Genomic DNA, 25,185 nt, shown 5'->3' on the forward strand with positions numbered 1-25,185 from the left:
GCTTAGTCAAAAATGTTTCTTATTTGTGAAAAAAAATAGCAAATAAAGTAATCGTATTGGGACTAAAATGATTGTTAGTTATCATTAAACGCGGTACATATAGCCCAAAGTGAGATTTAACTCGCAAATTTACTCTACCGGGTGATTGCGGATCGGCGCGTTAAGCAGACTTTACCCACTCTGCAGGCTGACACCATTGGTTGTGAATTGCGCTTCATTCTCTGGAGATAGGGATCATTATGTTGCAACTTTCGGTTGTGCATCGCCTGCCGCAGCGGTTTCGCTGGATTAGCGATCGTCATGCCGTGATTGAAACCGACGATGCGGGCTCAGAAGAGCATGACGTTATTGCGCTCCGGCTGATAAGCCATGATGGTGTTCCGGCATGGGAGATTCTGCGGGAACTGAAAGACATGCTGGCCGCCATTCAGGTTGACGGCAAAATCGCTGAGTGCGAAGGGCAGCCCTGCCTTTTTATCCGCCGTTGTGATGAGAGCGCCACGAACTGCTGCCTGAAAAATCAAGGCGTGGCGATTGCGGAAACCTTCATCGGTCACTGAGCGAAACGGAGCCGAGCAGCTCGCGGGTATAAGCCTGTGCAGGTGTGGCAAAGAGTGTCTCACAGTCGCCTTGTTCAACGACCTCGCCCTGACGCAGTACGATGAGCTGATGGCAGAGCGATCGCACCACTTCCAAATCGTGACTGATAAACAGATAACTCAGCTGACGCCGCTGCTGTAATCCCCGTAGCAGCGTCAGAATCTGTTTTTGTACGGAGCGGTCGAGTGAGGAGGTTGGCTCATCCAGTATCAGCAGCTCCGGTTCAAGAATCAGGGCGCGCGCAATAGCGATTCGCTGACGCTGACCGCCGGAAAACGCAGCTGGATAGCGATGGCGGCTTTCCGCGTCCAGCCCGACCTCGGTCATGACCGCTTTGACCCGTTCGTCCTGTTGTGCGGCACTCAGGTGTGGATAGTGCACGGCCAGACCTTCGGCAACGATCTGCTGAACCGTCATTCGGGGGTTCAGCGCAGAATTAGGATCCTGAAAAACGACCTGAATGCGGCGACGCAGCGGCAACAGCGCTTTTCTCGACAGCTGATGCAGCGGCTGATTGTTAAACCAGACCTCCCCCTGAGCGGCAATAAGACGCAACAACGCCATACCGGTGGTGCTTTTACCTGAGCCTGACTCGCCTACCAACCCCAGACTTTCGCCTCGTTTCAGGCTAAAGCTAAGATTCTCTACTGCAATTTTTTCGCCTGTTTTACGTTTAAACAGGCCCTGACGCAGGGGAAAACTGACGCGCAGGTTGTCCACCTTAAGAATAACCGGCGTATCCGCAGGGAGCGGCACGGCACGACCTTCCGGATCGGCTGCCAGCAGCTGTTTCGTGTAGGCGTGCTGAGGCTGTCTTAGCAGGCGCTGGCCGGCGTTATGCTCAACCACCCGACCAGAGCGCATCACGCTGACGCTGTCTGCCAGTTGGCGAACAATCTTCAGGTCATGGGTAATAAACAGCATGCCCATATTCAGTTCCTGTTGCAGTTCGCGCAGCAGGCCAAGGATCTGCGCCTGAACGGTGACATCAAGCGCGGTGGTCGGTTCATCGGCAATCAGCAGCCTCGGCTGGGTCAGCAGGGCCATCGCGATCATCACACGCTGGCGCTCGCCCCCGGAGAGCTGATGTGGAAAAGCGTTCATGCGGGAGGCCGGCTGGCGAATACCCACGCGATCGAGGCAGCGCAGGATTTCCGCTCGCGCGGGCTCGCGTCGCATGCCGCGATGTAGAGAAAGCACTTCATATAGCTGCTTTTCAATACTGTGCAAAGGGTTGAGTGACACCATGGGTTCCTGAAAAATCATCGCCATCTGATTACCCCGCAGGCCGCGGAGTCGCTGCGCCGATGCCTTGAGCAGGTCTTCGCCTGCCAGCAGAATTTCGCCCTGAGGATAGGCGACGGCGGACGCGTGCAGCAGCCGCATGATCGACAGGGCGGTAACGCTTTTTCCGGAACCGGATTCGCCCACCAGGGCCAGGGTTTCTCCTGCCTCTATACGCAGCGAGACATCGTCCACCACCTGATACAGCTGTTTGCCCTGACGAAAGGCGACGGAGAGATGGTTAACAGCAAGCAGCGGGGTGCTCATTCAGACTCCTTTACTGGGATCAAAGGCGTCGCGCACGGCTTCGCCAATGAAAATGAGCAGCGACAGCAGAATCGCCAGCGTAAAAAAGCCCGATAAACCCAGCCAGGGGGCCTGCAGGTTATTTTTCCCCTGCAGCAGCAGCTCTCCCAGAGAGGGAGAGCCGATGGGCAGACCAAACCCGAGAAAATCGAGCGAGGTTAAGGTGGTGATAGAGCCACACAGGATAAAAGGCAGAAAGGTCAGGGTTGCCACCATGGCGTTGGGCAGGATATGACGCAGCATAATACGTCCGTCACTGACGCCCAGCGCCTGTGCGGCCCGAATATAGTCAAAGTTACGGGTACGCAGAAACTCGGCACGTACGACGCTGACCAAACTCATCCAGCCAAACAGCACGGTAACCAGCAGCAGCCACCAGAAGCTGGGCTGAATCACGCTGGAAAGCAAGATCAGCAAAAACAGCGAGGGCATCCCGGACCAGACCTCAATCAGGCGTTGACCTATCAGGTCCACCTTGCCGCCAAAATAGCCTTGTATGGCACCGATGACGATCCCAATCACGCTGGAAAACAGCGTCAGCAGCACCCCAAACAGGAGTGAAATGCGCAGACCATATAACAGACGCGCCATAACATCGCCGCCGTTGGCATCCGTGCCCAGCCAGTTCTGCCGGGAGGGCGGCGAAGGGAAGGGCACCTGAGAAGCGAAATTAATACTGTTGGCACCGAAACGGATGGGTGCCCAAAGCGCCCAGCCGTGATTTTCAATGCGCTGTTGCAACCAGGGATCCTGATAATCCGCTGCCGTGGCAAACGGGCCACCATAATCGCTTTCGCTATAGTTAAAAAACAGCGGGGCGTACCAGCGCTGCTGATAATGCACCAGCAGCGGTTTATCATTGGCAATGAATTCCGCGCACAGGGAAAGCATAAAGACAGACAGAAAAATCCACAGCGACCAGTAGCCACGGCGGTGATGACGAAAGCGCTGCCAGCGCTGCTGATTCAGGGGAGAAAGACGCATCACCGGCCCTCAAAATCAATACGGGGATCCACCAGGGTATAGGTCAAATCACTGAGGATATTCATCAGCAAACCTATCAGGGTGAAAATATACAGGGTGCCAAACATCACGGGATAATCGCGCTGGATCGTCGCATCAAAACCCAGCAGGCCCAGGCCATTAAGAGAGAACATCACCTCAATCAATACCGAACTGGTAAAAAACATGCTGATAAAGGTGGCGGGAAAGCTGGCGATCACCAGCAGCATCGCGTTGCGAAACACATGATGGTAAAGAATGCGCCGCTCTGAGAGGCCTTTAGCCCGGGCGGTGACCACATACTGTTTGCGAATCTCATCCAGAAATGCATTTTTGGTCAGCATAGTTAAGGTGGCAAAACCGCCAATCACCGTCGCCAGTACCGGTAGCGCAATGTGCCAGAGATAATCGGTTACCCTGGCGTACCAGGGCAGCGAATCAAACTGTGGAGACGTCAGACCTCGCAGGGGAAACCAGTCAAAATAGCTGCCGCCGGCAAACAGAACAATCAACATAATGCCAAACAGAAACGCCGGAATGGAGTAGCCAATAATGATGAAGGTGCTGCTCCAGACATCAAAGGTACTGCCGTTACGCACCGCCTTTCTAATGCCCAGCGGGATGGAGACCAGGTAGATAATTAAGGTACTCCACAGGCCAAGGCTGACAGAGACGGGCAGGCTCTGTTTGATTAACTGCAATACGGAAGCACTGCGAAACAGGCTGTCGCCAAAGTCAAAGCGCAGATAGTTCCACAGCATGGTGAGATAGCGCTCCCCGATAGGTTTATCGAAGCCGTAACGTCGCTCAATTTCTGCGATGACCTCCGGGTCCAGGCCGCGCGCGCCGCGGTATTGATTATCCCCTGGCGTGACGCGATGCAGGCTGGCTTGGGTGCCACCGCCTTCACCGCTGCCCGCACCAGGCAGCCCGCTGGTCTGGCCAAACTGGATATTCGCCAGCGCCTGATCGACCGGGCCGCCTGGCGCAATTTGTACAATAAAAAAGTTGAGCGTAATGATGGCCCACAAGGTAGGAATAATCAGTAACAGTCTACGTAAAAAGTAACTTGCCAACCTGCCTCTCCTCAGCGTTTGTCGGCCGGCAGTCGCCCGGCTTTATTCACGTCATACCACCAGTTATCCAGACCTGTGCTGTAGGCAGGTTTAACCGCAGGATGGGAAAATTTGTCCCAAAAGGCAAGTCGCTGCTCGGCGTTGTACCACATCGGGATCATATACGCATTCCACAGTAAAATACGGTCCAGCGCCCGGCCCAACGGCAGCAAGGCGTCCGCATCGTCCTGATGGGCGATGATCTGTTTCACAACGCTATCGACAACGGGGTCCTTGACCCTGGCCGTGTTCCAGGAGGACTGAATATAGTCCGATTGCCAGTTGGCCTGCAGACTGCGTGAGGGGGTTGGCATCGCATGATAAATATTACTGACCATATCATAGTCACCGCTGCGCAGGCGGCGCAGGTACTGCGAGCTGTCAATTTGTCGTAGCGTTAACGTGATACCCAGCCGCGCCAGATTATGTTGATAAGGAAGCGCCCATTCACTGTTTGCGCCTGCGGGCAGCAGCAGCTCTGCGCTAAAGGGCTGCCCGGTTTTATCATTAATCAGGCGCTGATTCCTGATGTGCCAGCCCGCCTGATTCAGCAGGGACATTGCCTTGAGCAGGTTGGTGCGATCGTAGCCGCTGCCGTCAGTTTGTGGCGGCACATAGGTTTCACTGAAGACTTCAGGCGGTAACTGTGCTGCGAACGGCGTCAGAATGCGCAGCTGCGCGGCATCGGGCAGGCCCCGTGCGGCATAGTGGGTATTCTGAAAATAGCTGCCTGTGCGCTTAAAAGCCTGATAGAAAAGCGTTTTATTCATCCATTCAAAATCGAAAGCCAGCGCCATCGCCTGCCGGACCCGACGATCGCTAAACAGGGCTTTTTCATTATTCAGCGCCAGCCAGCGCGTATCAATTGAGGCGGTATTCGGTGTGGTTTCTTTCACGATCTGTCGATCGTCGAAATGACGCCCCAGATACTGCGTGGCCCATTTCTTTGCCGACGTCTCTTCCCGCAGATCAAAGGCCCCGGCTTTGAATGCCTCAAATGCCACGTTGTCGTCCAGGTAATAGTCGTAACGCATTACATCAAAATTGAACCGGCCACGGTTAACCGGCAAATCTGCCGCCCAGTAATCGTTCACGCGACTGAATTCAATAAACTGGCCCAGCTTCCACTTACTGATGCGATAAGGCCCACTCGACAAGGGTGGCTGGCTGAGCGGCTCGTTAAATTTTCTCGTCTGCCAAAAGGTTTGGGAGATCACCGGTAGCGTCAGCAATCCCAGCATCAGGTCTTTATCCGGGGCCGGTAACCTAATACGCACGGTCTGGCGGTTGAGTGCGGTGACCGTGACGCCGCGATAAAATATCCGAAACTGCGGAACCCCTTCAGTCATAAACTTTTGGAAGGTAAAGGCCACATCCTCCGCCGTAATGGGTGAACCATCCTGGAACCGGGCGCGGGGATTAAGGGTAACGTCCATCCAGCTGAAATCCGCGGGATGACGAGCAGATTCCGCAATGAGGGGGTAATAACTGCTGGTTTCATCGTCCGACGTCGTGAATAAGCTGTCATACAGGGGCCCGGTACCGGCACCGGGATTGCCACGTGAGGCATAGCGGTTGAAATTGTCGTAAGTGCCAATGACGGACAAGACGATCTTGCCGCCCTTGGGCGCGGCAGGATTCACATAGTCGTAGTGACTGAAGTCTTGCGCATACTTTGGCGTCCCAACCTGAGCAAACGCGTAGCTTGTCTGAACCGGGGAAGCGTGCAGCGGAAGGGTAAGCAAGCTACACAGCAGCAGAAGGGCGAAGCGGAGCTGCATAAGGGATGTTCTCTCCTGTGAGTGTCTTGCACCGCAGCGATAATCTACGGCAATTAAAGCATGGGTTACCTGTTTTGACGCTGAAAATAGTCTTTGATCTGCTCCGGGCGTAACGGACGGCTATAAAAATAGCCCTGTAAATAGGTGACGCCGCGGTCGATCAACCAACTGGCCTGTTCGTCGGTTTCAACGCCCTCGGCCACGCTCATCAGATTAAGCCGTTTAGCCAGTTGTAACACCGTATCCAGCACCGGCGAAGTGATCGTTTCCGTTCCGATACTTTGCACAAATCCACGATCGATTTTCAGGTAATCAAAATGGTACTTCTCAAGATAGATTAATGCACTGTGCCCGGTCCCAAAATCATCAACCGCGATTTTAATGCCTCGCTGTTGTAGCCAGTGAAACAGTTCGGCCGCATTTGCGTTCTCGACGACTGCGCGCTCGGTAATTTCAAAAACATACAGAAAATGATCGTGAGGCATATTGTCCTGCCAGTACAGGACATCGTCACGAAAACTGCAGGCGCTGAGATGCAGAGGGGAAATATTTACGCTGATGCAGGTTCCTTTGGGCAGGCTATCACGGAGTTGATGTGCATCGCGGGCGACCAGTTCAAACAGGTGTCGGGTCAGGGGGACGATTTGGCGTTGTGCTTCAGCATAGCTGATAAAAATATCGGGTGGGACCGTTTCACCCGAAGGATGCGTCCAGCGTAGCAGTGCCTCCATACCATAAGATTTGCCATCCTGGGCCGAAACTAAAGGCTGATACTCGACATGAAATTCCCCTCGTCGGATACCCAGGGTGATCTCTTTGCCAGGCCGCTGAAAGCGGGTCAGCAAAAACCAAAAGGCACAGCTGGCGATTAATGAAATCAGCAGGCTGCTCAGCATGATGGTCTGATAGTCACTTGCTGACAGCGTTGAACCGTAGAGAGCAAACTGGAAAGGAAGGCCTTCCAGGGGCGTTTGCATTAGCGGCGGCGGGAGTTGACGATTTCGTACCAGCGTTGGCTGCCAACTGGTCATGGCAGTTTTATGGGCGAGTAAGGCAATCCCGGTGATTTCGGGGTAAGAAGACGCTTTGAGCTGATACGTTGCCAGGCTCAGATTCAATGTCGTAAAAATGCCGGACTGAAGGGTGCCGGGCTGCTTAATCCAGATGGCCAGCACCGGCTTTGTCGGCTGCATCGGCGTACCCGGCAACAACCGAATGTCCCTGTCACGTGTGCTATCCGTTCGGGCTGAGAGCGCGCTAAGCGGCTGAAAAAAGCTTCCGGTTGCGGAAGAGCAAAACGCGTTACCGTCTTTAACTAAAATAATGGCGCGTATGTCGCCGGCAAACGCGGCTTGCGCGGTTAACTCATGATTACCGATATAGCATTCTGACTGAACGAACGGAAGCAGGGGGGAAAGCGTGTCCGAAATAAGCGTCTGGACGCTACGTTGAAAGTCGTTACTACTGTCGATGAGCAACTGTTTATGTTGGCTTTCCCGACGATGTTGGGTTTCGATGAGCAAAACAGAGGTTAACAACAAAAAAAACAGACTGCCAATAATCGCGCTATTCCACGCGATTTGACGAGGATAAGTTGCCTGGCGTATCAGCGCCCGCGACAATGGCATGAAGTGCTTCCCCTGATCAAAATATAAAACTTACTGGTGCGCAATCGCCCGAATATTTGCGTCTGAGAATATAACGAGTCTGTTAATAATGTCTCGTTATTATTTTGATAAACAAGTATTTTTAGGGGGATTCGAGGGATTAAAAAAAAACGCTGCCTGGGCAGCGTTCTGTTTTTCTCTGGCTGAGAGGACATTCGGGAGCTGCATTAGCTCGGGTTGCGACTTAAGACCCGCCGCGCTTCGCGATAACGTTTTTTCCAGTAATCTTCATTAAGGCTGGAGATCATGACACCGCTGCTGGTCGAAGCATGAACAAAGTTGTCATTGCCGAGGTAGATACCGACATGACGGCCCGTTGAGCCAGCACGGAAGAGAACTAAGTCACCCGGTCGCAGTCTGCTGCGAGAAATCTCTTTTCCCGTTCCCTGCTGTTCGGACGTTGAGCGAGGAAGATCCAGACCAAACTGTTCGCGGAACGTACGCTGAACGAAAGCGGAACAATCAATACCACGCTTGGTATCACCGCCAAGACGGTAACGAACACCTTTCCAGCTCGCGTATTGATCCATGATGCGCGTCTTAACATCAACGTTGCGCACCATCTCTTCGAACTCATCCTGAGACGCTTGAAGTAAAAAACCATTCTGGTTGTTAACTTCATGATTCTCGTTTTTAACGGTGTTATGGGTACTGCTACAAGCTGAGAGGAGAGTTGCCAGCGCCAGAGCGGGCGCAATCCGCCAGATATATCTCAGTATTGGTTGAGACTTGACCATTATTCGGGTTTTCCTTCGAAGTCCTTACGACAAGATTGTCGCCAGCCAGATGACAAAACGGAATGAGATTAATAAGCCAGTCAGAACAAGACAATGCTTTAATTATAAAAATGTGTAAATCACCACATTTTATCTATTAAAGAATGCTTAATACCGCGTCTTCTTTTCTCACTGCGACCGAGATTAACCGATTCCAGAGGCCGTGGCGAGCGCTTTTAATCAAATTCTGATAGGTTTTTTTGATACTTATCAAACTTAAATAACTTGTTCACTTTATCAACAGTTATTCAAGGTGATAACAGGATGAAAGGGGTGATCTGGCGCTAATTCCAGGCTTAGTGCGGGCTGGGGGAAGGTCTGCAGAGTAACTATCGCCGAAGGCTGAAGAGAAGTCCTGCATTATCATCGGGTTCGGATGTTTTTTTGGTTAGCTTGCTAATTATTTCCATGGGTTTTTTATAAGTGAGGGCGGGTTATAATTTAATCATAATTCCGCCCTCGCTAATTAATTACTATTAGGGTTTATTTTTACCCGGTAATTTGTGATAAAACCAATTAACCAGATAATCACTTGCTGGCGTTAATAGCCACCAGCTTAATCCCACTAACGCCACGGAAAGCGATCCGACTGCAATATCGCTAAACCAGTGCGCGCCTGCCATGACGCGTGGCAGCGAGAACAGCCCCACAATGACAACACCGATTAAAAACGTACGGAAGCCGAAATAACGCCACATGAATGCCGCAAAGATAATGAGCATCATGCCATGATCGCCCGGAAAACTGTCGCTTGACGCATCTTTGGCTGGGATACCCGTTAACTCACTGACGCGGTGAACGTTCTCAAAGAACAGCGTCGGGCTGGCGTGTTTTTCCGGGATCAAATGGCCCGCCTGGTTCAAAATGACCGCTGTCAGCAACATCGTAATGCCAATGGCAAACATACGACGGCGGCCCGCAGGCGTTTCCCGCCGCCACAGCCACAGATAGAGTAACCCCATCGCCAGCAACGACACGGCGTCAAAACCGCGAAAGTTAGTGATGGCGACCAGCAGGGCAAACCCTGGGTGATTCACCATTTCATTATTAAACGCGAAGAAAATCCCTTTATCGATATCAAACCAAAACCCGTGATGGGGCGGTAAATACCATGAAAAAAACAGCACCAGTCCCAGTGCGTTAAGCAACAGGATGGTGACAAGGCGTGTTGCGTGCATAATTCTGCCCTAGTAAAAAATAACCGCCGACCTTAATCCTGTCAGCTTAAACGAAACCTCAACAAAGCAGATTGTAAACTATTCCAGTCGGCAGATGAGGAATGAATCATCTCAATGCGACTGTCAGGTGGGGTTGCGGCGAGAATTTCAACATGCACGTCTTCTCCCTGACGGTTAATGCTGACGCATCCTTCGGGGATGCGCAGCACGCCTTTAACCCGATCGACGGGGGCAAGCCGCGCCCATTCCAGCAAAGGAAGGCTATCAAACACCGTTTCGTGGTCAAAAATCCAGCCGCAGGCGACATAACCCTGACCCTCATTCACCGCCCGACGCCATGACGCGCGCCCGTCGAGTCGCAAGGCTGCGATACCGCTGCCCGGGGCCGCAGCGTGATGATGGTGGATCGGATGCGGAAGGGCGCGCGGTTTCCCGCGCGGACTGTCAAGTAACGCCAGGGGAATCTGACCGAACTCGGCAGTAACAAATTCACGATCGTCCTGATGGGCGGCAAGCCACGCCTGGAGGCGCTGCCGATCGGCCTCGCGCCAGCAGTCGCGTTTATTGCCGACAATAATGTCGGCCGCGGCCAGCTGATCGCGAAAGTTTTCATTTTCCGTTACACGCACGTCGGCGAGCTGGCGTGCGTCCAGCAGGGTTAGCGTGGCCTGCAGTTCGATCCAGGGTTGATAAACAGACGACGTCAGCATCTGTAGCAGCTGGCGTGGATGGCCCAGGCCCGTGGGCTCAATCAGCAGGCGGTCGGGCTTGTTTTGTTGAAGCAGCCTGTTTAGCCCGACCTGCATGGGCAGCCCATTAACGCAACACATGCAGCCGCCGGGGATCTCCTTTAACGTCGCGCCACGGTTGGCCAGTAACGCGCCATCAATACCAATCTCACCGAATTCATTGACCAGCACAGCCCAGTTTTCATTCTGGGGCTTGTGCGCCAGCAGATGAAGCAGCGTGGTGGTTTTTCCGCTGCCTAAAAATCCGGTGAGAAGGTTAACGCGTGTCATGCCAGTGACTCCTGTAGAGAAAGAGGGTGGTGTTATAATATAACACTACCTGTCAACCCGGCGTACAGCGCGCGTTATCAGTCGGCACGTCCCATATAGCGACGCTCGGCAACATGGATGCGAATGCGATCGCCGTTGCTGAGGTACTCGGGAACCTGAATGATCAAACCGGTAGACATTCCCGCCGGCTTAGTGCGGGCACTGGCCGATGCGCCTTTGATACCGGGTGAAGTATCCACAATATCCATGTCCACCGTTTGTGGCAGCTCAAGCGCCAGCACCTGGCCATCCATCGTGAGTACCTGAATGCCGGGAATGCCACCTTCCGGGATGAACAGCAGCTCTTCTTCTATTTGCGCTTTTTTAAAGGAATAGGGCGTGTAATCTTCGTCGTCCATAAAGACGTATTCATCACCATCAATATAGGAGAAGGTAACGCTGCGGCGGCTCAGGGAGATGGCCTCAATGATCTCGTCGCCCTTAAAGCGTTCTTCCACCTTCATACCGGTGCGAACATCGGTAAAACGCATTTTATAAAGCGTTGCCGCACCGCGCGCGCTGGGGCTCTGGACATCAATATCCTTTACCAGCAGCAGTTTTCCATTGTGGGTAACGGCCATTCCTTTTTTGATTTCATTCGCCTTTGGCATTGCTGTTCTCACTTGCAGAGTAATAGTGCGCGCAACGTTACTCGCGCGGTCGTGAACAGGCAAGATAGCGCGAAAAATTTTGTGGTCGGGGGCAACAGCAGGGCGCGTCGGATAGGGCAACCAGGACAGCGATATTTCATGGGTTCTGGCATGACACGGGCCATTTGAGCCCCAAACCCTATCTTCTTAGTGTTTAAGCGCTTTTTTCTGTAAAGGTGATTTCGGGCGCGAGCCCCTTCTGCTATCGTGCGCGGTTTACCCCTATCCAGGACGTAAACCATGGAATGTCGTACAGGCTGTGGCGCCTGTTGTATCGCCCCCAGCATCTCCTCGCCCATTCCCGGTATGCCGCACGGCAAGCCCGCGAATACCCGGTGCGTCCAACTTGCGGAGAATAATCTGTGCAAAATTTTTGGTTCTCCCCTGCGACCAAAAGTTTGCGCCGGGCTTCAGCCCTCGGCTGACATGTGCGGCAGTAATCGCCATGACGCGATGGATTACCTGATTCACCTTGAGCAGAGCACCGCGCCCTAATGCGTAGCGGTCTGCCGATCCTTAGCGTGTCACCCTGTATTGCTTTTTGCCCTCGACTTATGCCAACGTCCGCCTGTTAACGCTGCTCTGCCTGCGCTTTCCGTGGCGGATCGGGTTTTACAGGAAAGCCCCCGATAGCGATGTATCTGACCCGACGTGATGTTGCCCGTTCAAGGCGATAACTCTTCAAGCGATTTCCCTTTGGTTTCAATGGCGAAGAGCAGGGTAATCACTCCGCCGATTAGGGCAATCACGGCGAACGCAATGAAAACAAACCGGATCCCAAATCCCGATACAATGAAACCCACCATCAGCGGCCCAACAGACGACCCGGCGCGCAGCCAGGCGCTGGAAAAGGCAGTACCTGTCGCGCGAAGTCTGGTCGGATACAGTTCGGCCGAATAGAGATAAAGTGAAAAGGCAATTGTTTGCAAAATAGCATAGGCCATGCTGCCCAATATCAGTATCTGCCATGGCGTATTGGCACCCAGTACACACAGCACGATGAGCGGAATAATGGCCAGCATAAATGCCCAGGTGTACCAGCGCTTACGGCCTACTTGATCGATCTTAAAGGCACAAATGACAGAGGCAATAACGCCACAGGTAGAGGTAATCCATCCATAGGCCAGGCTGGTTTCTAATGGCAGATGAAACAAGGTTCTGTACATAGTAGGAAACCAGGTAATCATGCCGTTGTTAACGGTATAAACCGTGAGCCACAATCCCCACAGCATAAACGTGCGGGATTTGTAGATACCTGAAAACAGCGCCTTTACGCCGCTGGACGAGGCGGGCATCACCGGTACGGGTTTTATTACAGGCTCGGGTAATGACATACCACGACGAAGGGCTTCTGCTTCAAACAACTGAACGACTTTTTCAGCCTGTTGATGGCGGCCTTTAGAGACTAACCAGCGCGGAGACTCTGGCATAAACCAACGCAAAGGCGCCGCCAGAGCTGAAGGGATCAGGCCAATAAGAAACATGATTTTCCAGCCATAAATGGGCACCAGAAAGAATCCGATAAGGCCAGCACACATCATGCCGACTGGAAAGATCACTTCATAAAGCAGAAAAAACCGACCCCGCTTCTTTGCACCGACAAATTCGTTGATATAGGCACTGGCAACGGGAACCTCAGCACCAATGCCCAGTCCCTGCAAAAAACGAATGATCAGAATTGACCAACCGTTCCAGGCGAACAGGCAGGCGGCATCCATAATCACAAACATCACGATGGTGATACGTAAAACACCAATCCTGCCAATTTTTTCTGCCAGCGTACCAAAAAAGAGCGCTCCCACCAGTTGCCCAATATAGCTGGCTGCAATGATCAGACCGACGAACGTCGGCGTAAGCCCCCATTCCTGCGTCAGTTGTGGCAGGGCAAACGCGATGGCAATAATGGTATAGGCATCAAAAAAAGTGGACAGCCCTACCACAACACGAATCGCCATTAACCGGCGTGTGATGGGCAATCGCTCAAGCCGTGCCAGTAATACTGATGCGTCGGCGGGATGAGCGTGGCAAGCGATAACCTGAGTTGACATAGTTACACCCTGTTGCGTGATGGATATGGGGCAAACATGCAAGACGACGCGCGTTCCTGAGCCATGCATTTGCAGCCCACTCACTGACGGTGGTTGCATAAAACCTGTGCAAAACGGATGGTGTGAAAACGTTAATGCAATCGTTTTCACATGAGTTATCGTTGGTTTAATATCCCGCTGCGTCAATTAAGCGGCTTGATTAATTGTTAACGTGTTCACATTCCGCTCTCAGGCAATCGAAAAAGCGTGAAACAGGTCATACTCTCTTCAATAGCCTTTATGGGGACGCTCAGGCTGGGGAGAACAATGAGAGCCTAAGCGTTGAAAATCGTATTCTTCAGGCGTGACGACAAAGAGAAATGCCGCCCCTAGGCAGTGCATGTTAAGGGCGTATCCCGTTGTTATAGCGTCTGTTGTATAGTATTGCCGTCTGCAGAGGGATCTTTGCCACCCACATTAATCCTCGGAGTGATATATGGATCAGGAAAGCCAGGAAAAGGAACAGTCGGATAAAAGGCTGATAACGATGCGTGATGTTGCTAATGCCGCGGGCGTAAGCATCTCCACCGTGTCGCGAATTCTGGATGAGAGGCTTCCGCAGTCAAAAAGCGCGTCAGCTGAAAAGGTTCGCCAGGTTGCCCGTGAACTTGGCTATCGGCGTGATTATGTTGCCTCCAGCCTGCGCAGGGGCGATACCGGCACGCTTGGCGTTCTGGTTCCGCGTATGACGGATGCGGTGACGGCGATGCTGTTTGAGGCTATCGCGACAGCAGCTTCACGACGCGGCTATTTTGCCATCGTGGCAACCTGTGGTGACGATCCGCAACAGGAAAAAGCGTCCGCAGAATCACTACTGGACAGACGCGTTGACGGCCTGATTCTTTCAACCTGTCGTCTGGGCGATCCGCTTCCCCAGACCCTGCGGGAGCGCGAAATACCGCACGTGCTGGTATTGCGTACGGATGGCGTAAGTCCTTCTTCCGTTGGCGATGACGAAATGGGCGGCTACCTTGCAGCGCGTCATCTGATCGATTTAGGCCATAAAAAAATCGGGATGATTGGTGGACCGGATTTTGCGTCCAATGCGTTGAATCGTCGAAAAGGTTTTGAACGGGCAATGAGTGAAGCCGGTTTGCCTGTTCGGCCAGAATGGTGCCGTTCGTCTGACTTTAATATCAAGTCAGGCGAAGATGTGGGGTCGTCAATGTTGAACCATCCCTCGCGGCCTACCGCAATTTTTGCCGTCAATGATGAGATTGCGATTGGGGTCATGGCTGCGGCGCATCGTGCAGGCATGACCATCGGTAAAGACCTGTCACTGGTCGGATACAACGATATCCCCCTTGTCAGCCGCTTGCCTGTCGCATTGACCTCAGTGCGAACACCGCTGGAACATATTGCCGGGAATGCTGTAGATATGCTTATCCATGGCAGGCATGAACCCCATTTATCGACCATTATTCCTACGTTGATTCCGCGAAAATCCACGTCTTCTCCTCATCAGTAATCGTTCCTTTAATGACCGCATTGCGAATGTAATGTGGTCATTAACCCGCTGGGATCCCGATCGCAAACTCTCTTCGTCTCCCAAAGCGTTTTGTGATAACTGCCTCATTTATCAATCGCCGCTGGTTGACGCGATGAAATTAGATTGCCAATTTATCTTATGTGAAAACGATTGCAGTAACGTTTTCATATTGTGTTCACTTTGACTGAACCTGTGAATAAAAGTATTTCACATCAAGGAGTTAATCATGATTAATATCGACCTCAGAGGTTTAACCCCTGCGCCTGTCACCCCATTCACGCGCGAAGGGCAAGTGGATTTTGACGCGATTCAACGTCTGGGCAGTTGGCTGGGAAGTATCGACGGCGTAAAGGGGCTGGTGGTCCTGGGGCATGCTGGCGAGGGCACCTTTCTGACGCAGGATGAACAGGCCGACGTGATTCGGGCATTTGTAAAATCGGTCGAAGGCAAAATCCCCGTTATTGCCGGTATTACCGGGGAAGGCACCGAAGTCGCGGCGCGTGAGGCAAAACGCGCTGTCGAGGCCGGTGCGGCTGCCGGTTTGCTCTATCCCTCACACGGCTGGTTGCGTTTTGGGTACCAGGACGGCGCACCCCAGGATCGCTACCGGATCGTGTATGAAGAGAGTGGTTTACCGCTTATTTTATTCCAGTACCCGGATGTGACCAAAGCCACCTATAACCTGAAAACGCTGCTGGATATTTCCGCGCAACCCGGCGTGTTTGCGATGAAAAATGGCGTGCGTAATATGCGGCGGTGGGATACTGAAATTCCCGTCATCCGCCGTGAACGTCCCGATCTACAGATTCTGACCTGCCACGATGAATATCTGCTGCATACCATTTTTGATGTTGATGGCTTCCTGGTGGGCTACGGCAATATTGCCCCTGAGCCGCTGATTGAAATGATTAACGCAGGTAAAGCGCAGGACTATAAGAAAGCACGTGCTTTACATGATCGACTGATGCCTGTGACTAAAGCGGTTTACCATCGTGGCTCACATATGGAAGGCACTGTCGCACTCAAACATGCGCTGGTTGCGCGTGGCATTCTGGAACATGCCACTGTCCGTTCACCGCTGTTACCGCTGGGTGAGGGAGCGGCCGAAGAGATTCATGCCGCAATGCGTTCTGCTGAGCTGGGCCGGGTGAAATAAAACGGGCGAGTCTGGCAGGCAGGGCGCCTTCATGTGGGAACTGCCTGTCGTCGCGGCCTAAGGCTATTCAACGTATCTCTGGGATAACCCGGTTTACTGACCGGCAGCCAGCCAGAGAAAAAAGGCATCAGCGCGAAAAGAATTTACACCCTCAGTGCACCTGATACGCAGAAAACGGTTATTTAGCCGCGTGCCATTTCTCTGTAGGACATACCGACAAATAACCCGTTGCAACCTTGCGGAGTGAAAGGAAGCCTGTACCGGCCTTGAGTGTGGGCTGGAACGGTGTAAACCGCAGTCAGAAGGAATGGGATCATGCTACTACTACAGTTTATGACCGTGCTTTTTTTTCTGTTTTTGGGAATGCGTATTGGCGGTATCGGTGTGGGGTTTGCAGGTGGGGCGGGTGTAATCATGTTGTGCGCGCTGGGTGCCACGCCTGGCGATCTGCCCATGCTGGTAATGGTATTTATTATGGTGGTGATCGTCGCCATATCGGCCATGCAACAGGCAGGCGGCATTGATTATCTGGTGCAACTGACAGAACGTGCCTTACGTCGCTATCCGCGGTTGTTGGTGATTACGGCACCGCTCTCAACCTGGTTACTGACCATGATGGCCAGTACCGGGCAGGTCTCTTTTGCCTGTATGCCCGTGATTGTGGCTGTGGCCAGAGATAATCACCTTCGTCCAACCCGCGCATTAGCGCTTTCCGTTGCCGCATCCTTACTGGGCATTGTGGCCTCGCCCATTTCTGCCGCCGTGATTTTTCTCTCTGGGATTCTGGAACAGGGACCGCATGGTTGGGGCTATATTGAACTGATTGCCGTGACCATTCCCGCCACCTTCATGGCGCTTTTCTGTTCCGCCTTGTTTTACCTGTGGTGGGATCGCTTACGTCACACAGACCAGCTTGAGCATCAGGATGATGCGGTAAACACCGTACAGCATTCGCATTCCGCTCTCCACGGCAGACGTTCAGTACTGATTTTTATTGTCGGCCTGGTGACAGTGCTGATTTATGCCATTATCAGCAGCCCTAAAATGGAGATCATTACCCGCCCCGTTCTCAATAGCGGACAGGCACGGATTGCCGTAATGCTAACGGTGGCGATGGCTATCGTCATGTTCTGTCGGGTGAATGTGCATACAATTCCGGGATCGTCGGTGTTTAAAACCGGAATGACGTCTTGTATATGCATACTGGGTGTGGCCTGGCTGGGTTCCACATTTATGGAGAGCAATCGTCTGTGGTTGCAGGATAGGGTGGCGAGCTATTTTCTGGATTCCACATGGTTACTGGCGTTGATTATCGTACTGGCATCATGTTTTCTCTATTCTCAGGCGGCATCGACCAAAATTTTATTTCCGATGGCCTTAAGTATGGGCATTGCGCCCGCCACGCTTGTTATCTGTTTTCCCGCTACCGCGTCCCTGTTTATCTTACCGAACTATCCCACATTGCTGGCCGCCGTTGCGCTGGATGATACGGGATCCACCCGCCTTGGCCGACGGATAATCGATCACCCATTTATCCTGCCTGGCCTGCTGGCTACCGGTCTGTCGATGCTTTTTGCAGCAGGTTTAGCAAGGCTGTTCTAACCTTAAGGACATCATGAGGGTAAAAGGCTAAGCCCCTTTGCCGCCATGCTGTGAAGCCCGTGCTGGTGGATTATCACTGTCTGGCAACGTGCCTCTGAGAGGTTAACGTTACCCTGTTTGCAGCGTCTGCTGACGCTGCTGAAATCACGCTCAAAAAAATCGGCCTCGTGTCGTCCAGACTTCAGCACTATTTTTAAGAAAATTCCGTAACCTCTCTGAATTGTGCGTAATGTCAAAGATCTGTTATGCCGTTTACGCATTTTCTTGCCTGCAAAGCCAAGCTGAATAACAATCCCTGAAACGTTTCAGCGTTGCTGTGACAACCTTCACCAGGTCAAACAGCAAGATTCAACACCATTGAGCTGAAACGATTCAATCAGCAAGCGAGGAGAATTATGTTCCAGCTCGAATTGCAGGCCATCCATACCGGAGCCAGCGCCCAAAATAAAGAAGATGCGATTCGTCAGGTTGCGGCGGCACTTACCGCTGCGGGTAACGTGGCGGAAGGTTATGTCAACGGCATGCTGGCGCGTGAGCAGCAAACCTCAACCTTTTTGGGTAATGGCATCGCCATTCCTCACGGCACCACCGACACGCGCGATCTGGTGCTGAAAACCGGCGTTCAGGTCTTTCAGTTTCCTCAGGGAATTGCCTGGGGCGACGATCAAACGGCCTATGTCGCGATTGGTATTGCCGCGAAATCTGATGAACATCTGACGTTGCTGCGCCAGCTGACGCACGTACTGAGTGACGACAGCATCGCCGAACAGCTTAAAACGGCCTCTGCTGAAGATCTGCGCGCGCTGCTGATGGGTGAGAAGCAGTCAGCTGAATTCAGCTTCGATACTTCACTAATTTCCCTGGATGTCAGCGCACGTGACCTGATAACGCTGCAGGCCGTCAATGCCGGCCGCTTACAGGCTGCGGGTGTGGTTGATGCCAGCTATGTTGCTGAGGTGGTTTCCAGTAAACCGCTGAGTCTGGGGCAGGGCATCTGGTTAAGCGACAGCGGCAAAGGCAATCTGCAAAGCGGTGTGGCCGTCAGCCGCGCGACGACAGCCTTTGAACATGAAGGTGAATCCGTGGCAATGCTAGTCAGCGTGGCCGCCGTCGATGACCGCCCGCTGGAGGTACTGGGTTACCTGAGCGCACTGCTGCACAGCAACAAAGCCGACCGTTTGCTGAAAGCCGATGCGGCAGGTGTTTATGCCCTGCTAACCAGCGAAGTTGACGAGCAGGCAGACCAACTGACGGCTGAATTTACTATTCGCAACGAGCATGGCTTACATGCGCGTCCGGGGACCGCCCTGGTGAGCGTGATTAAACAGTTCAACAGCGACATTACGATTACCAACCTTGATGGCAGCGGTAAACCTGCAAACGGACGCAGCCTTATGAAAGTCGTCGCGCTGGGTGTGAAAAAAGGTCACCGCCTGCGTTTTACTGCCAGTGGTGAAGATGCCCAACAGGCACTGACGGCTATCGAAGAAGCCATCAACAGTGGCTTAGGTGAGGGGGCGGCATGACCAGACGTGTTGCAACCATAACGTTGAATCCTGCGTACGACCTGGTCGGTTATACGCCAGAAATTGAACGTGGTGAAGTGAACCTGGTGAAAACCACTGGCTTACATGCTGCCGGGAAAGGCATCAATGTGGCGAAAGTGCTGAAAGATCTGGGTATCGACGTAACCGTTGGTGGCTTTCTGGGTAAAGACAATCAGGATGGTTTTCAGCAGCTCTTTAGTGAACTGGGGATCGCCAACCGTTTTCAGGTCGTGAATGGCCGCACGCGCATCAACGTCAAGCTGACTGAGCAAACCGGTGATGTGACCGATCTTAACTTTTCCGGTTTTCAGGTGACGGCTCAGGACTGGGATCGCTTTACCAGCGACTCATTAACCTGGCTGGGCCAGTTCGATATGGTGTGCGTGAGTGGCAGCCTGCCGGAGGGGGTGGATCCGGATGCCTTTACCCGCTGGATGACTGAACTGCGTACGCACTGTCCCTGCATCATCTTTGACAGTAGCCGCGAAGCGCTGGTGGCGGGCCTGAAAGCCGCGCCCTGGCTGGTTAAACCTAATCGTCGCGAGCTTGAGATTTGGGCAGGGCGCAAGCTACCTGCACTCCAGGACGTGATTGACGCAGCGCACGAGTTGCGTGAGCAGGGCATTGCACATGTGGTGATTTCTCTGGGTGCTGAAGGCGCACTTTGGGTCAATGCCTCAGGTGAATGGATAGCTAAACCGCCGGTGTGCGAAGTTGTCAGCACCGTTGGCGCAGGTGACTCCATGGTAGGTGGCCTGATTTATGGCCTGTTAATGCGTGAATCCAGTGAACATACGTTGCGTCTGGCTACTGCGGTAGCCGCGATGGCTGTCAGCCAGAGCAACGTCGGCGTGACCGATCGTACCCAGTTGGCCGCAATGATGGCGCGCGTCGACTTACAACCCGTTAACTGACAGCAGGAGAGCGATAGTGAAAACGCTGCTGATAAAAGATCCTTCAACAGGACTGGCTTCTGCCTACATGGCAAAACAACGTCTGGCCGCTGCGGCTGCTCAGGCTGGTATAACGCTAACCGAAAACCCGGCCGAGGCCGAACTGGTGATCGTCACCGGTAAAACAGTACCAGAGGATGCCGCGCTGACGGGGAAATCCGTGTGGCTGGGCGATGTGCAGCAGGCAGTCAGTGAACCTGAACTGTTCCTGAATCGTGCCAAAGCCGAAGCGAAACCCTGGCAAGCCAGCGTGGCAGCACCTGCTGCCGTTGCCGCTGTGCCAGCGAATAGGCCAAAACGTGTGGTTGCCGTGACCGCTTGCCCAACGGGCGTTGCGCATACCTTTATGGCGGCCGAGGCAATCCAGGCGGAAGCGACCAAACGCGGCTGGTGGGTTAAAGTTGAAACCCGTGGCTCTGTAGGGGCCGGTAACGCGATCACCCCTGAAGAAGTTGCCGCAGCCGATCTGGTTATCGTGGCCGCGGATATCGAAGTGGATCTGGCTAAGTTTGCGGGTAAACCGATGTACCGCACCTCAACTGGTCTGGCACTGAAAAAGACCGCGCAGGAGCTGGATAAAGCCGTGGCAGAAGCGAAGCCTTATAAACCTTCTGGCGCGCAAAACAGTTCTCAGGAAGAGAAAAAAGAGGGCGGCGCGGGGGCTTACCGTCACCTGTTGACCGGCGTCTCCTACATGCTGCCCATGGTGGTGGCGGGTGGCTTGAGTATCGCGCTGTCTTTTGCGTTTGGTATCACGGCCTTTAAAGAGCCCGGTACGCTGGCCGCTGCCCTGATGCAAATCGGTGGCGGGAGTGCCTTTGCACTGATGGTTCCGGTTCTGGCGGGCTTTATTGCCTTCTCAATCGCGGATCGTCCTGGTCTGACGCCTGGCCTGATTGGCGGTATGATCGCCACCAGCATCAACGCGGGCTTCCTTGGCGGCATCATCGCCGGTTTTATTGCGGGTTATGCGGCCAAACTGATCAGCGGTAAGGTGAAGTTGCCACAGAGTATGGAAGCGCTAAAACCTATCCTGATTATTCCGCTGTTTGCCAGCCTGATCACCGGCTTGCTGATGATCTACGTGGTAGGTAAACCGGTCGCGGGCATCATGAGCGGTTTGACCAGCTGGCTGGCTAACATGGGTACCGCGAATGCAATCCTGCTGGGCGCTATCCTGGGTGGCATGATGTGTACCGATATGGGTGGTCCTGTTAACAAAGTTGCTTACGCATTTGGCGTCGGCCTGCTGAGTTCACAAACCTACGCACCTATGGCCGCAATTATGGCTGCCGGTATGGTGCCACCGCTGGCGATGGGGCTAGCGACGCTGGTTGCGCGTCGTAAATTTAACAAAGGTCAGCAGGAAGGCGGTAAAGCCGCGCTGGTTCTGGGTCTGTGCTTTATTTCAGAAGGTGCGATTCCGTTTGCGGCCCGTGACCCGATGCGCGTCCTGCCATGCTGTATCGTCGGTGGCGCAGTAACCGGTGCCGTTTCCATGGCGATTGGTGCCAAGCTGATGGCACCGCACGGTGGCCTGTTCGTCCTGTTAATCCCGGGGGCGATTACGCCGGTCGTGGGTTATCTGATGGCGATTTTGATTGGTACCGCGATTGCCGGATTAGGCTATGCAGTACTGAAACGCCCGGAAGAAGAGCTGGCGAAAGCCTGACAGGTAAGACGACAAAGGAGCCGCAAGGCTCCTTTTTCTTATTTCTTAACGTTGTTCTGACTTAAGCCAGGCAATTTCATCTTTCCAGATATCGGGATTAATGGTTTCCAGAATCAGCGGAATACCATCGAACCGCGAATCCTTCATCATCCAGCTAAAGACGGTTTTACCGATATTCCCCTCACCCAGGCTGTGATGACGGTCAACCCGGCTGCCCAGCGTACTTTTGGCATCATTCAGGTGCATCCCGCGAAGATAGTTAAAACCCACCACGCGCTCAAATTCGGCAAAGGTCTCCGTGCAGGCGGCTTCACTGCACAGATCGTATCCGCCCGCGAAGGCATGGCAGGTATCGATGCAAACGCCGACGCGCGACTTATCTTCGACGTGTTCAATAATGGTCGCCAGATGTTCAAAGCGGAACCCCAGGTTGCTGCCCTGACCGGCGGTATTTTCGATAACGGCGGTCACGCTGTGGGTTTGATCCAGGGCGATGTTAATTGACTCGGCGATGCGCTTTAAGCAGGTCAGCTCATCAATTTGCTGTAAATGACTGCCCGGATGAAAATTCAGTAGCGTCAGCCCCAGCTGTTCCGCGCGCTGCATTTCATCTACGAACGCATCGCGCGATTTTTGCAACGCGTCCATGACCGGATGCCCCAGGTTTATCAGATAGCTGTCGTGCGGCAGAATCTGGCCCGGGCCAAAATGGTATTTCTCACAGGCAGCGCGGAAGGCGGCGATGGTTTCGTCTGACTGCGGGGCGGCTTTCCACTGACGCTGGTTCTTCGTGAACAGCGCAAAAGCCGTGGCTTCCAGTTCGTGGGCGCGGAGGACCGCCTGATCCACACCACCCGATGCGCTGACGTGCGCGCCAATATACTTCATGCCGTTCTCCTGAAGGATTTAACTCAGATTGAACGGCATGATACACGATGGCGCTTTGGCAAAGCGCGGTGCGCAGGAAATTTTTAGCGAGGTCAGGAGGAGGCATTATCAGGAATACAGCCGTGCCGAAAAGGGCTTGCTGTTTTCACCCGAATACGCGAAAAGTCACTGGAAAGGGGCCGGGCGTGAGGCGAAAACGGCCGATGCCGAATCGAGCTTGTCTGTCGGAAGAAGGCAACGCAGCGAATCAGTGGCGGAGTTTCGCCAATTCGTCTTCGGTCAGGCCGGTCATTTTAATCACGGTCGGGCGATCAAGGCCGTTATTTAACATGGCCCGGGCAATCTTCAGCGCTTCTTCCTTCCTGCCTTTTTCAATGCCTTTTTGTTCCAGCTGTTCTGCAATGGTCATCAGAGCCTCTCCGTGTTGCGGCACCCGCTGTGCCAGCTTATGAACAAAGGTTTGCGCATCTGAAGCTTCGCCCACCTGTATCATGTAGTTTACCAGCGATATCACCAGCGATGAAGAGAGATGTTTGTGTAGAAGAAGGCTGACCAGGCTGTCAATCAGGGCTGTCAGGTTTCGCTGGTGGATATGCTTTTGCAGTAAGGTTAAGGCGGCCATGCTGCGATGGTGTGCAATCTCCTCGTCAGGGATAATCGTCACATCAACCAAAGGGAAAGCCGTGGTGTACAGTGCGCCCGCGATGTCCGGTCGGGCAAATTCATCGAGCCAACAGAGGGAATAAGGATACGGGCTGCGTTTACCGGTATAGAACAACATCGGGATAACCAACGGCAGTGTTTTATGCCCGGCCTGCAGGTGGCGGTGCATGGCGGCAATCGCATAGCGCATCAACCTGAAGGCCATATGTTGATCCGGACCGGACTGATGCTCGATAAGCACGTGGATGTAGCCTTCCCCGGATGCGGTTTTAAGGCTGTAGAGCACGTCGCTGAAATACTGACGCAGATCGTCTTCGACAAACGAACCCGATTCCAGTTTAAGGGTGGACAGGTCGCAAAGGGCGCGTAACGGTTCTGGCAGGTGGATCGCCATAAAATCCTGCGCAATATCGGGCTGTGTCAGAAACTGCCTGAACAGGGCATCGTGAGGCGTTGGCGTGGTGGTTTTTAACTTCATCCGTCCCGGCTCGAAAAAATGACCCGCCTAAAATAGGGCAGACCGGGGCGTTCGCCTAATAACGGCGCAGTAATGTACGGCGCGTCTCGCAAATCTCCGCGTGTGGGGCAGTGAAGGGGAAGTGGCCGCCATAACCGGCCCCGTCACGGGCCGGTCAGGAAGGGAGAGGGCTGCGTGCTTACGCCATGAGGTGCTGGACCAGCAGATTAATAGTACCTCCACCCACAATCAGCCAGACAAATACTAGTGCTCCTAACAGCACAGGCTTAAATCCGGCAGCGCGCAGGGCAGTAAAGCGGGTAGTTAAGCCTAACGCTGCCATTGCCATGGTCAGCAGGATCCCGCCGAGGGTATTTAATGTGTTAACCCACCCGGCCGGCAACCAGTGCAGGGAGTTGAACAGAGCGACAGCGACAAACATTAAAGCAAACCACGGAAAGGTGACTGGCTGTGCGCTATGCTGTGCTGACTGTTCACGTCGCAGTACACCGCTCAGCAACAGTAAAAACGGAGCCAGCATCATCACCCGGAGCATTTTCGCAATGACTGCGCTGCTCTCGGTTTCGGGCGCAATGCTGTGCCCGGCGGCGACCACCTGGGCCACTTCGTGGATCGTCGAACCGGTGAAAACACCAAACTGTGTCAGACTGACGGCAGGTAAAAGATGATGAACCCATGGCCACAGCAAGGGATAAACAAAGATCGCCAGGGTGCCAAACAGCACGACCGTTGCCACGGCCACCGCCACCTTTGAGGGGGCCGCTTTCACGACTGGCTCTGTGGCCAGTACGGCAGCGGCACCGCAGATGCTGCTCCCCGCACCGATTAACCACACGGTGTCACGATCGAGCCTGAGCAGGCGCCTGCCCAGCAGGCAGGTTATAAAAAACGTGCTGCTCAGGGTCAGTACATCAATAACGACGCCGCTCAGGCCGACATCCGTGATTTGTTGTAAGGTGATGCGAAATCCGAACAGTATCACGCCCAGCCGGAGCAGTTTTTGTTTGGCCAGCAGTACGCCAGCGTCGCACTGACCGGCCATCGGGGAATAAACACTGTTCCCGATAATGATGCCCAGCATAATGGCCAGAGTTAACGAACCCAGCCCCAGATGCGAGACGGCAGGTACCTGCGCCAGCAGCGCCGTGACGCTGGCAAGGGTACCGCATAGCAACAGGCCTGGCAGCCATTGCTGCACAGTGTGAGATTTTGAAATGCTGATGTCGGCCATGA

21 protein-coding genes are annotated in these 25,185 nt (G+C 53.5%); 8 read left to right on the forward strand and 13 right to left on the reverse strand.

Annotation, left to right across the window (positions count from 1 at the left end; translation table 11 throughout):
- Positions 1–239: 239 nt before the first annotated feature.
- Entirely contained in the window at positions 240–560 is a 321-nt protein-coding gene (locus QLG08_RS01630) for a hypothetical protein (RefSeq protein ID WP_013026453.1), read from the forward strand.
- On the opposite strand, the gene yejF is transcribed toward QLG08_RS01630, so the two are convergent.
- From yejF to yeiP, 9 genes are all read right to left on the reverse strand, one after another.
- Positions 547–2,151, reverse strand: a complete 1,605-nt coding sequence (gene yejF, locus QLG08_RS01635; RefSeq protein ID WP_282472787.1) for a microcin C ABC transporter ATP-binding protein YejF — start codon at positions 2,149–2,151, stop codon at positions 547–549. The two genes, QLG08_RS01630 and yejF, sit on opposite strands and share 14 nt — an antisense overlap.
- The gene (locus tag QLG08_RS01640; RefSeq protein WP_014605409.1) at positions 2,152–3,174 is read right to left on the reverse strand and encodes a microcin C ABC transporter permease; all 1,023 of its coding nucleotides are present in this window, start codon (positions 3,172–3,174) and stop codon (positions 2,152–2,154) included.
- Complete coding sequence (locus tag QLG08_RS01645; RefSeq protein ID WP_015699894.1) at positions 3,174–4,268, reverse strand: microcin C ABC transporter permease YejB; 1,095 nt, start codon at positions 4,266–4,268, stop codon at positions 3,174–3,176. Before QLG08_RS01645 ends, QLG08_RS01640 begins: the two co-directional genes overlap by 1 nt.
- Positions 4,269–4,279: 11 nt before the next feature.
- Positions 4,280–6,088 (reverse strand): extracellular solute-binding protein, encoded by a 1,809-nt coding sequence (locus tag QLG08_RS01650; protein ID WP_238493195.1) that lies wholly within the window; start codon positions 6,086–6,088, stop codon positions 4,280–4,282.
- Between the two features lie 65 nt (positions 6,089–6,153).
- Positions 6,154–7,716, reverse strand: a complete 1,563-nt coding sequence (locus tag QLG08_RS01655) for a cyclic di-GMP phosphodiesterase (RefSeq protein ID WP_116197283.1) — start codon at positions 7,714–7,716, stop codon at positions 6,154–6,156.
- A 206-nt stretch (positions 7,717–7,922) separates the two neighbouring features.
- Positions 7,923–8,492, reverse strand: coding sequence for a bifunctional murein DD-endopeptidase/murein LD-carboxypeptidase (mepS, locus tag QLG08_RS01660; protein ID WP_013026447.1), 570 nt, complete (start codon positions 8,490–8,492; stop codon positions 7,923–7,925).
- Between the two features lie 515 nt (positions 8,493–9,007).
- The gene (locus QLG08_RS01665) at positions 9,008–9,709 is read right to left on the reverse strand and encodes a phosphatase PAP2 family protein (RefSeq protein ID WP_238493194.1); all 702 of its coding nucleotides are present in this window, start codon (positions 9,707–9,709) and stop codon (positions 9,008–9,010) included.
- A gap of 41 nt (positions 9,710–9,750) precedes the next feature.
- Positions 9,751–10,728, reverse strand: coding sequence for a GTP-binding protein (locus QLG08_RS01670; protein WP_238493193.1), 978 nt, complete (start codon positions 10,726–10,728; stop codon positions 9,751–9,753).
- A gap of 77 nt (positions 10,729–10,805) precedes the next feature.
- Positions 10,806–11,378 carry an elongation factor P-like protein YeiP gene (gene yeiP / locus QLG08_RS01675; protein WP_014594125.1) on the reverse strand — a complete coding sequence of 191 codons (573 nt, stop codon included), beginning with the start codon at positions 11,376–11,378 and terminating at the stop codon, positions 10,806–10,808.
- Between the two features lie 279 nt (positions 11,379–11,657).
- On the opposite strand from yeiP, the gene QLG08_RS01680 reads away from it, so the two are divergent.
- Positions 11,658–11,912 carry a YkgJ family cysteine cluster protein gene (locus QLG08_RS01680; RefSeq protein WP_014605415.1) on the forward strand — a complete coding sequence of 85 codons (255 nt, stop codon included), beginning with the start codon at positions 11,658–11,660 and terminating at the stop codon, positions 11,910–11,912.
- A 170-nt stretch (positions 11,913–12,082) separates the two neighbouring features.
- On the opposite strand, the gene QLG08_RS01685 is transcribed toward QLG08_RS01680, so the two are convergent.
- A complete protein-coding gene (locus QLG08_RS01685) occupies positions 12,083–13,465 on the reverse strand; it encodes an MFS transporter (RefSeq protein WP_105091614.1) in 1,383 nt (460 codons plus the stop codon).
- 475 nt (positions 13,466–13,940) lie between these two features.
- Between QLG08_RS01685 and QLG08_RS01690 the strand changes: the two genes are divergently transcribed.
- The 6 genes from QLG08_RS01690 (at position 13,941) to fruA (ending at position 21,923) form a co-directional block, all read left to right on the forward strand.
- Positions 13,941–14,972: a LacI family DNA-binding transcriptional regulator gene (locus tag QLG08_RS01690; RefSeq protein ID WP_072138166.1), complete on the forward strand. Its 1,032-nt coding sequence runs from the start codon at positions 13,941–13,943 to the stop codon at positions 14,970–14,972.
- Positions 14,973–15,219: 247 nt separating this feature from the next.
- A complete protein-coding gene (locus QLG08_RS01695) occupies positions 15,220–16,149 on the forward strand; it encodes a dihydrodipicolinate synthase family protein (RefSeq protein WP_072138165.1) in 930 nt (309 codons plus the stop codon).
- Between the two features lie 315 nt (positions 16,150–16,464).
- Complete coding sequence (locus tag QLG08_RS01700; RefSeq protein ID WP_028715355.1) at positions 16,465–17,751, forward strand: anaerobic C4-dicarboxylate transporter family protein; 1,287 nt, start codon at positions 16,465–16,467, stop codon at positions 17,749–17,751.
- A 395-nt stretch (positions 17,752–18,146) separates the two neighbouring features.
- On the forward strand, positions 18,147–19,277 hold the full coding sequence (gene fruB, locus QLG08_RS01705) for a fused PTS fructose transporter subunit IIA/HPr protein (protein WP_104933509.1): 1,131 nt from the start codon (positions 18,147–18,149) through the stop codon (positions 19,275–19,277).
- Entirely contained in the window at positions 19,274–20,212 is a 939-nt protein-coding gene (gene fruK, locus QLG08_RS01710) for a 1-phosphofructokinase (protein ID WP_013026437.1), read from the forward strand. The genes fruB and fruK overlap by 4 nt, the downstream gene beginning before the upstream one ends.
- Positions 20,213–20,228: 16 nt before the next feature.
- On the forward strand, positions 20,229–21,923 hold the full coding sequence (gene fruA / locus QLG08_RS01715; RefSeq protein ID WP_072138163.1) for a PTS fructose transporter subunit IIBC: 1,695 nt from the start codon (positions 20,229–20,231) through the stop codon (positions 21,921–21,923).
- A gap of 45 nt (positions 21,924–21,968) precedes the next feature.
- Here the strand turns inward: fruA and nfo are convergent, their stop codons facing one another.
- The 3 genes from nfo to QLG08_RS01730 all read right to left on the reverse strand — a co-directional run bounded on the left by nfo (position 21,969) and on the right by QLG08_RS01730 (position 25,183).
- Positions 21,969–22,811 carry a deoxyribonuclease IV gene (gene nfo, locus QLG08_RS01720; protein ID WP_282472788.1) on the reverse strand — a complete coding sequence of 281 codons (843 nt, stop codon included), beginning with the start codon at positions 22,809–22,811 and terminating at the stop codon, positions 21,969–21,971.
- 247 nt (positions 22,812–23,058) lie between these two features.
- The gene (locus QLG08_RS01725) at positions 23,059–23,952 is read right to left on the reverse strand and encodes an Rpn family recombination-promoting nuclease/putative transposase (RefSeq protein ID WP_282472789.1); all 894 of its coding nucleotides are present in this window, start codon (positions 23,950–23,952) and stop codon (positions 23,059–23,061) included.
- Between the two features lie 178 nt (positions 23,953–24,130).
- A complete protein-coding gene (locus tag QLG08_RS01730) occupies positions 24,131–25,183 on the reverse strand; it encodes a YeiH family putative sulfate export transporter (RefSeq protein WP_282472790.1) in 1,053 nt (350 codons plus the stop codon).
- Positions 25,184–25,185 lie beyond the last annotated feature (2 nt).

The sequence above is a fragment of the Pantoea sp. V106_11 genome (assembly GCF_029967885.1).
Lineage (GTDB): Bacteria > Pseudomonadota > Gammaproteobacteria > Enterobacterales > Enterobacteriaceae > Pantoea > Pantoea ananatis.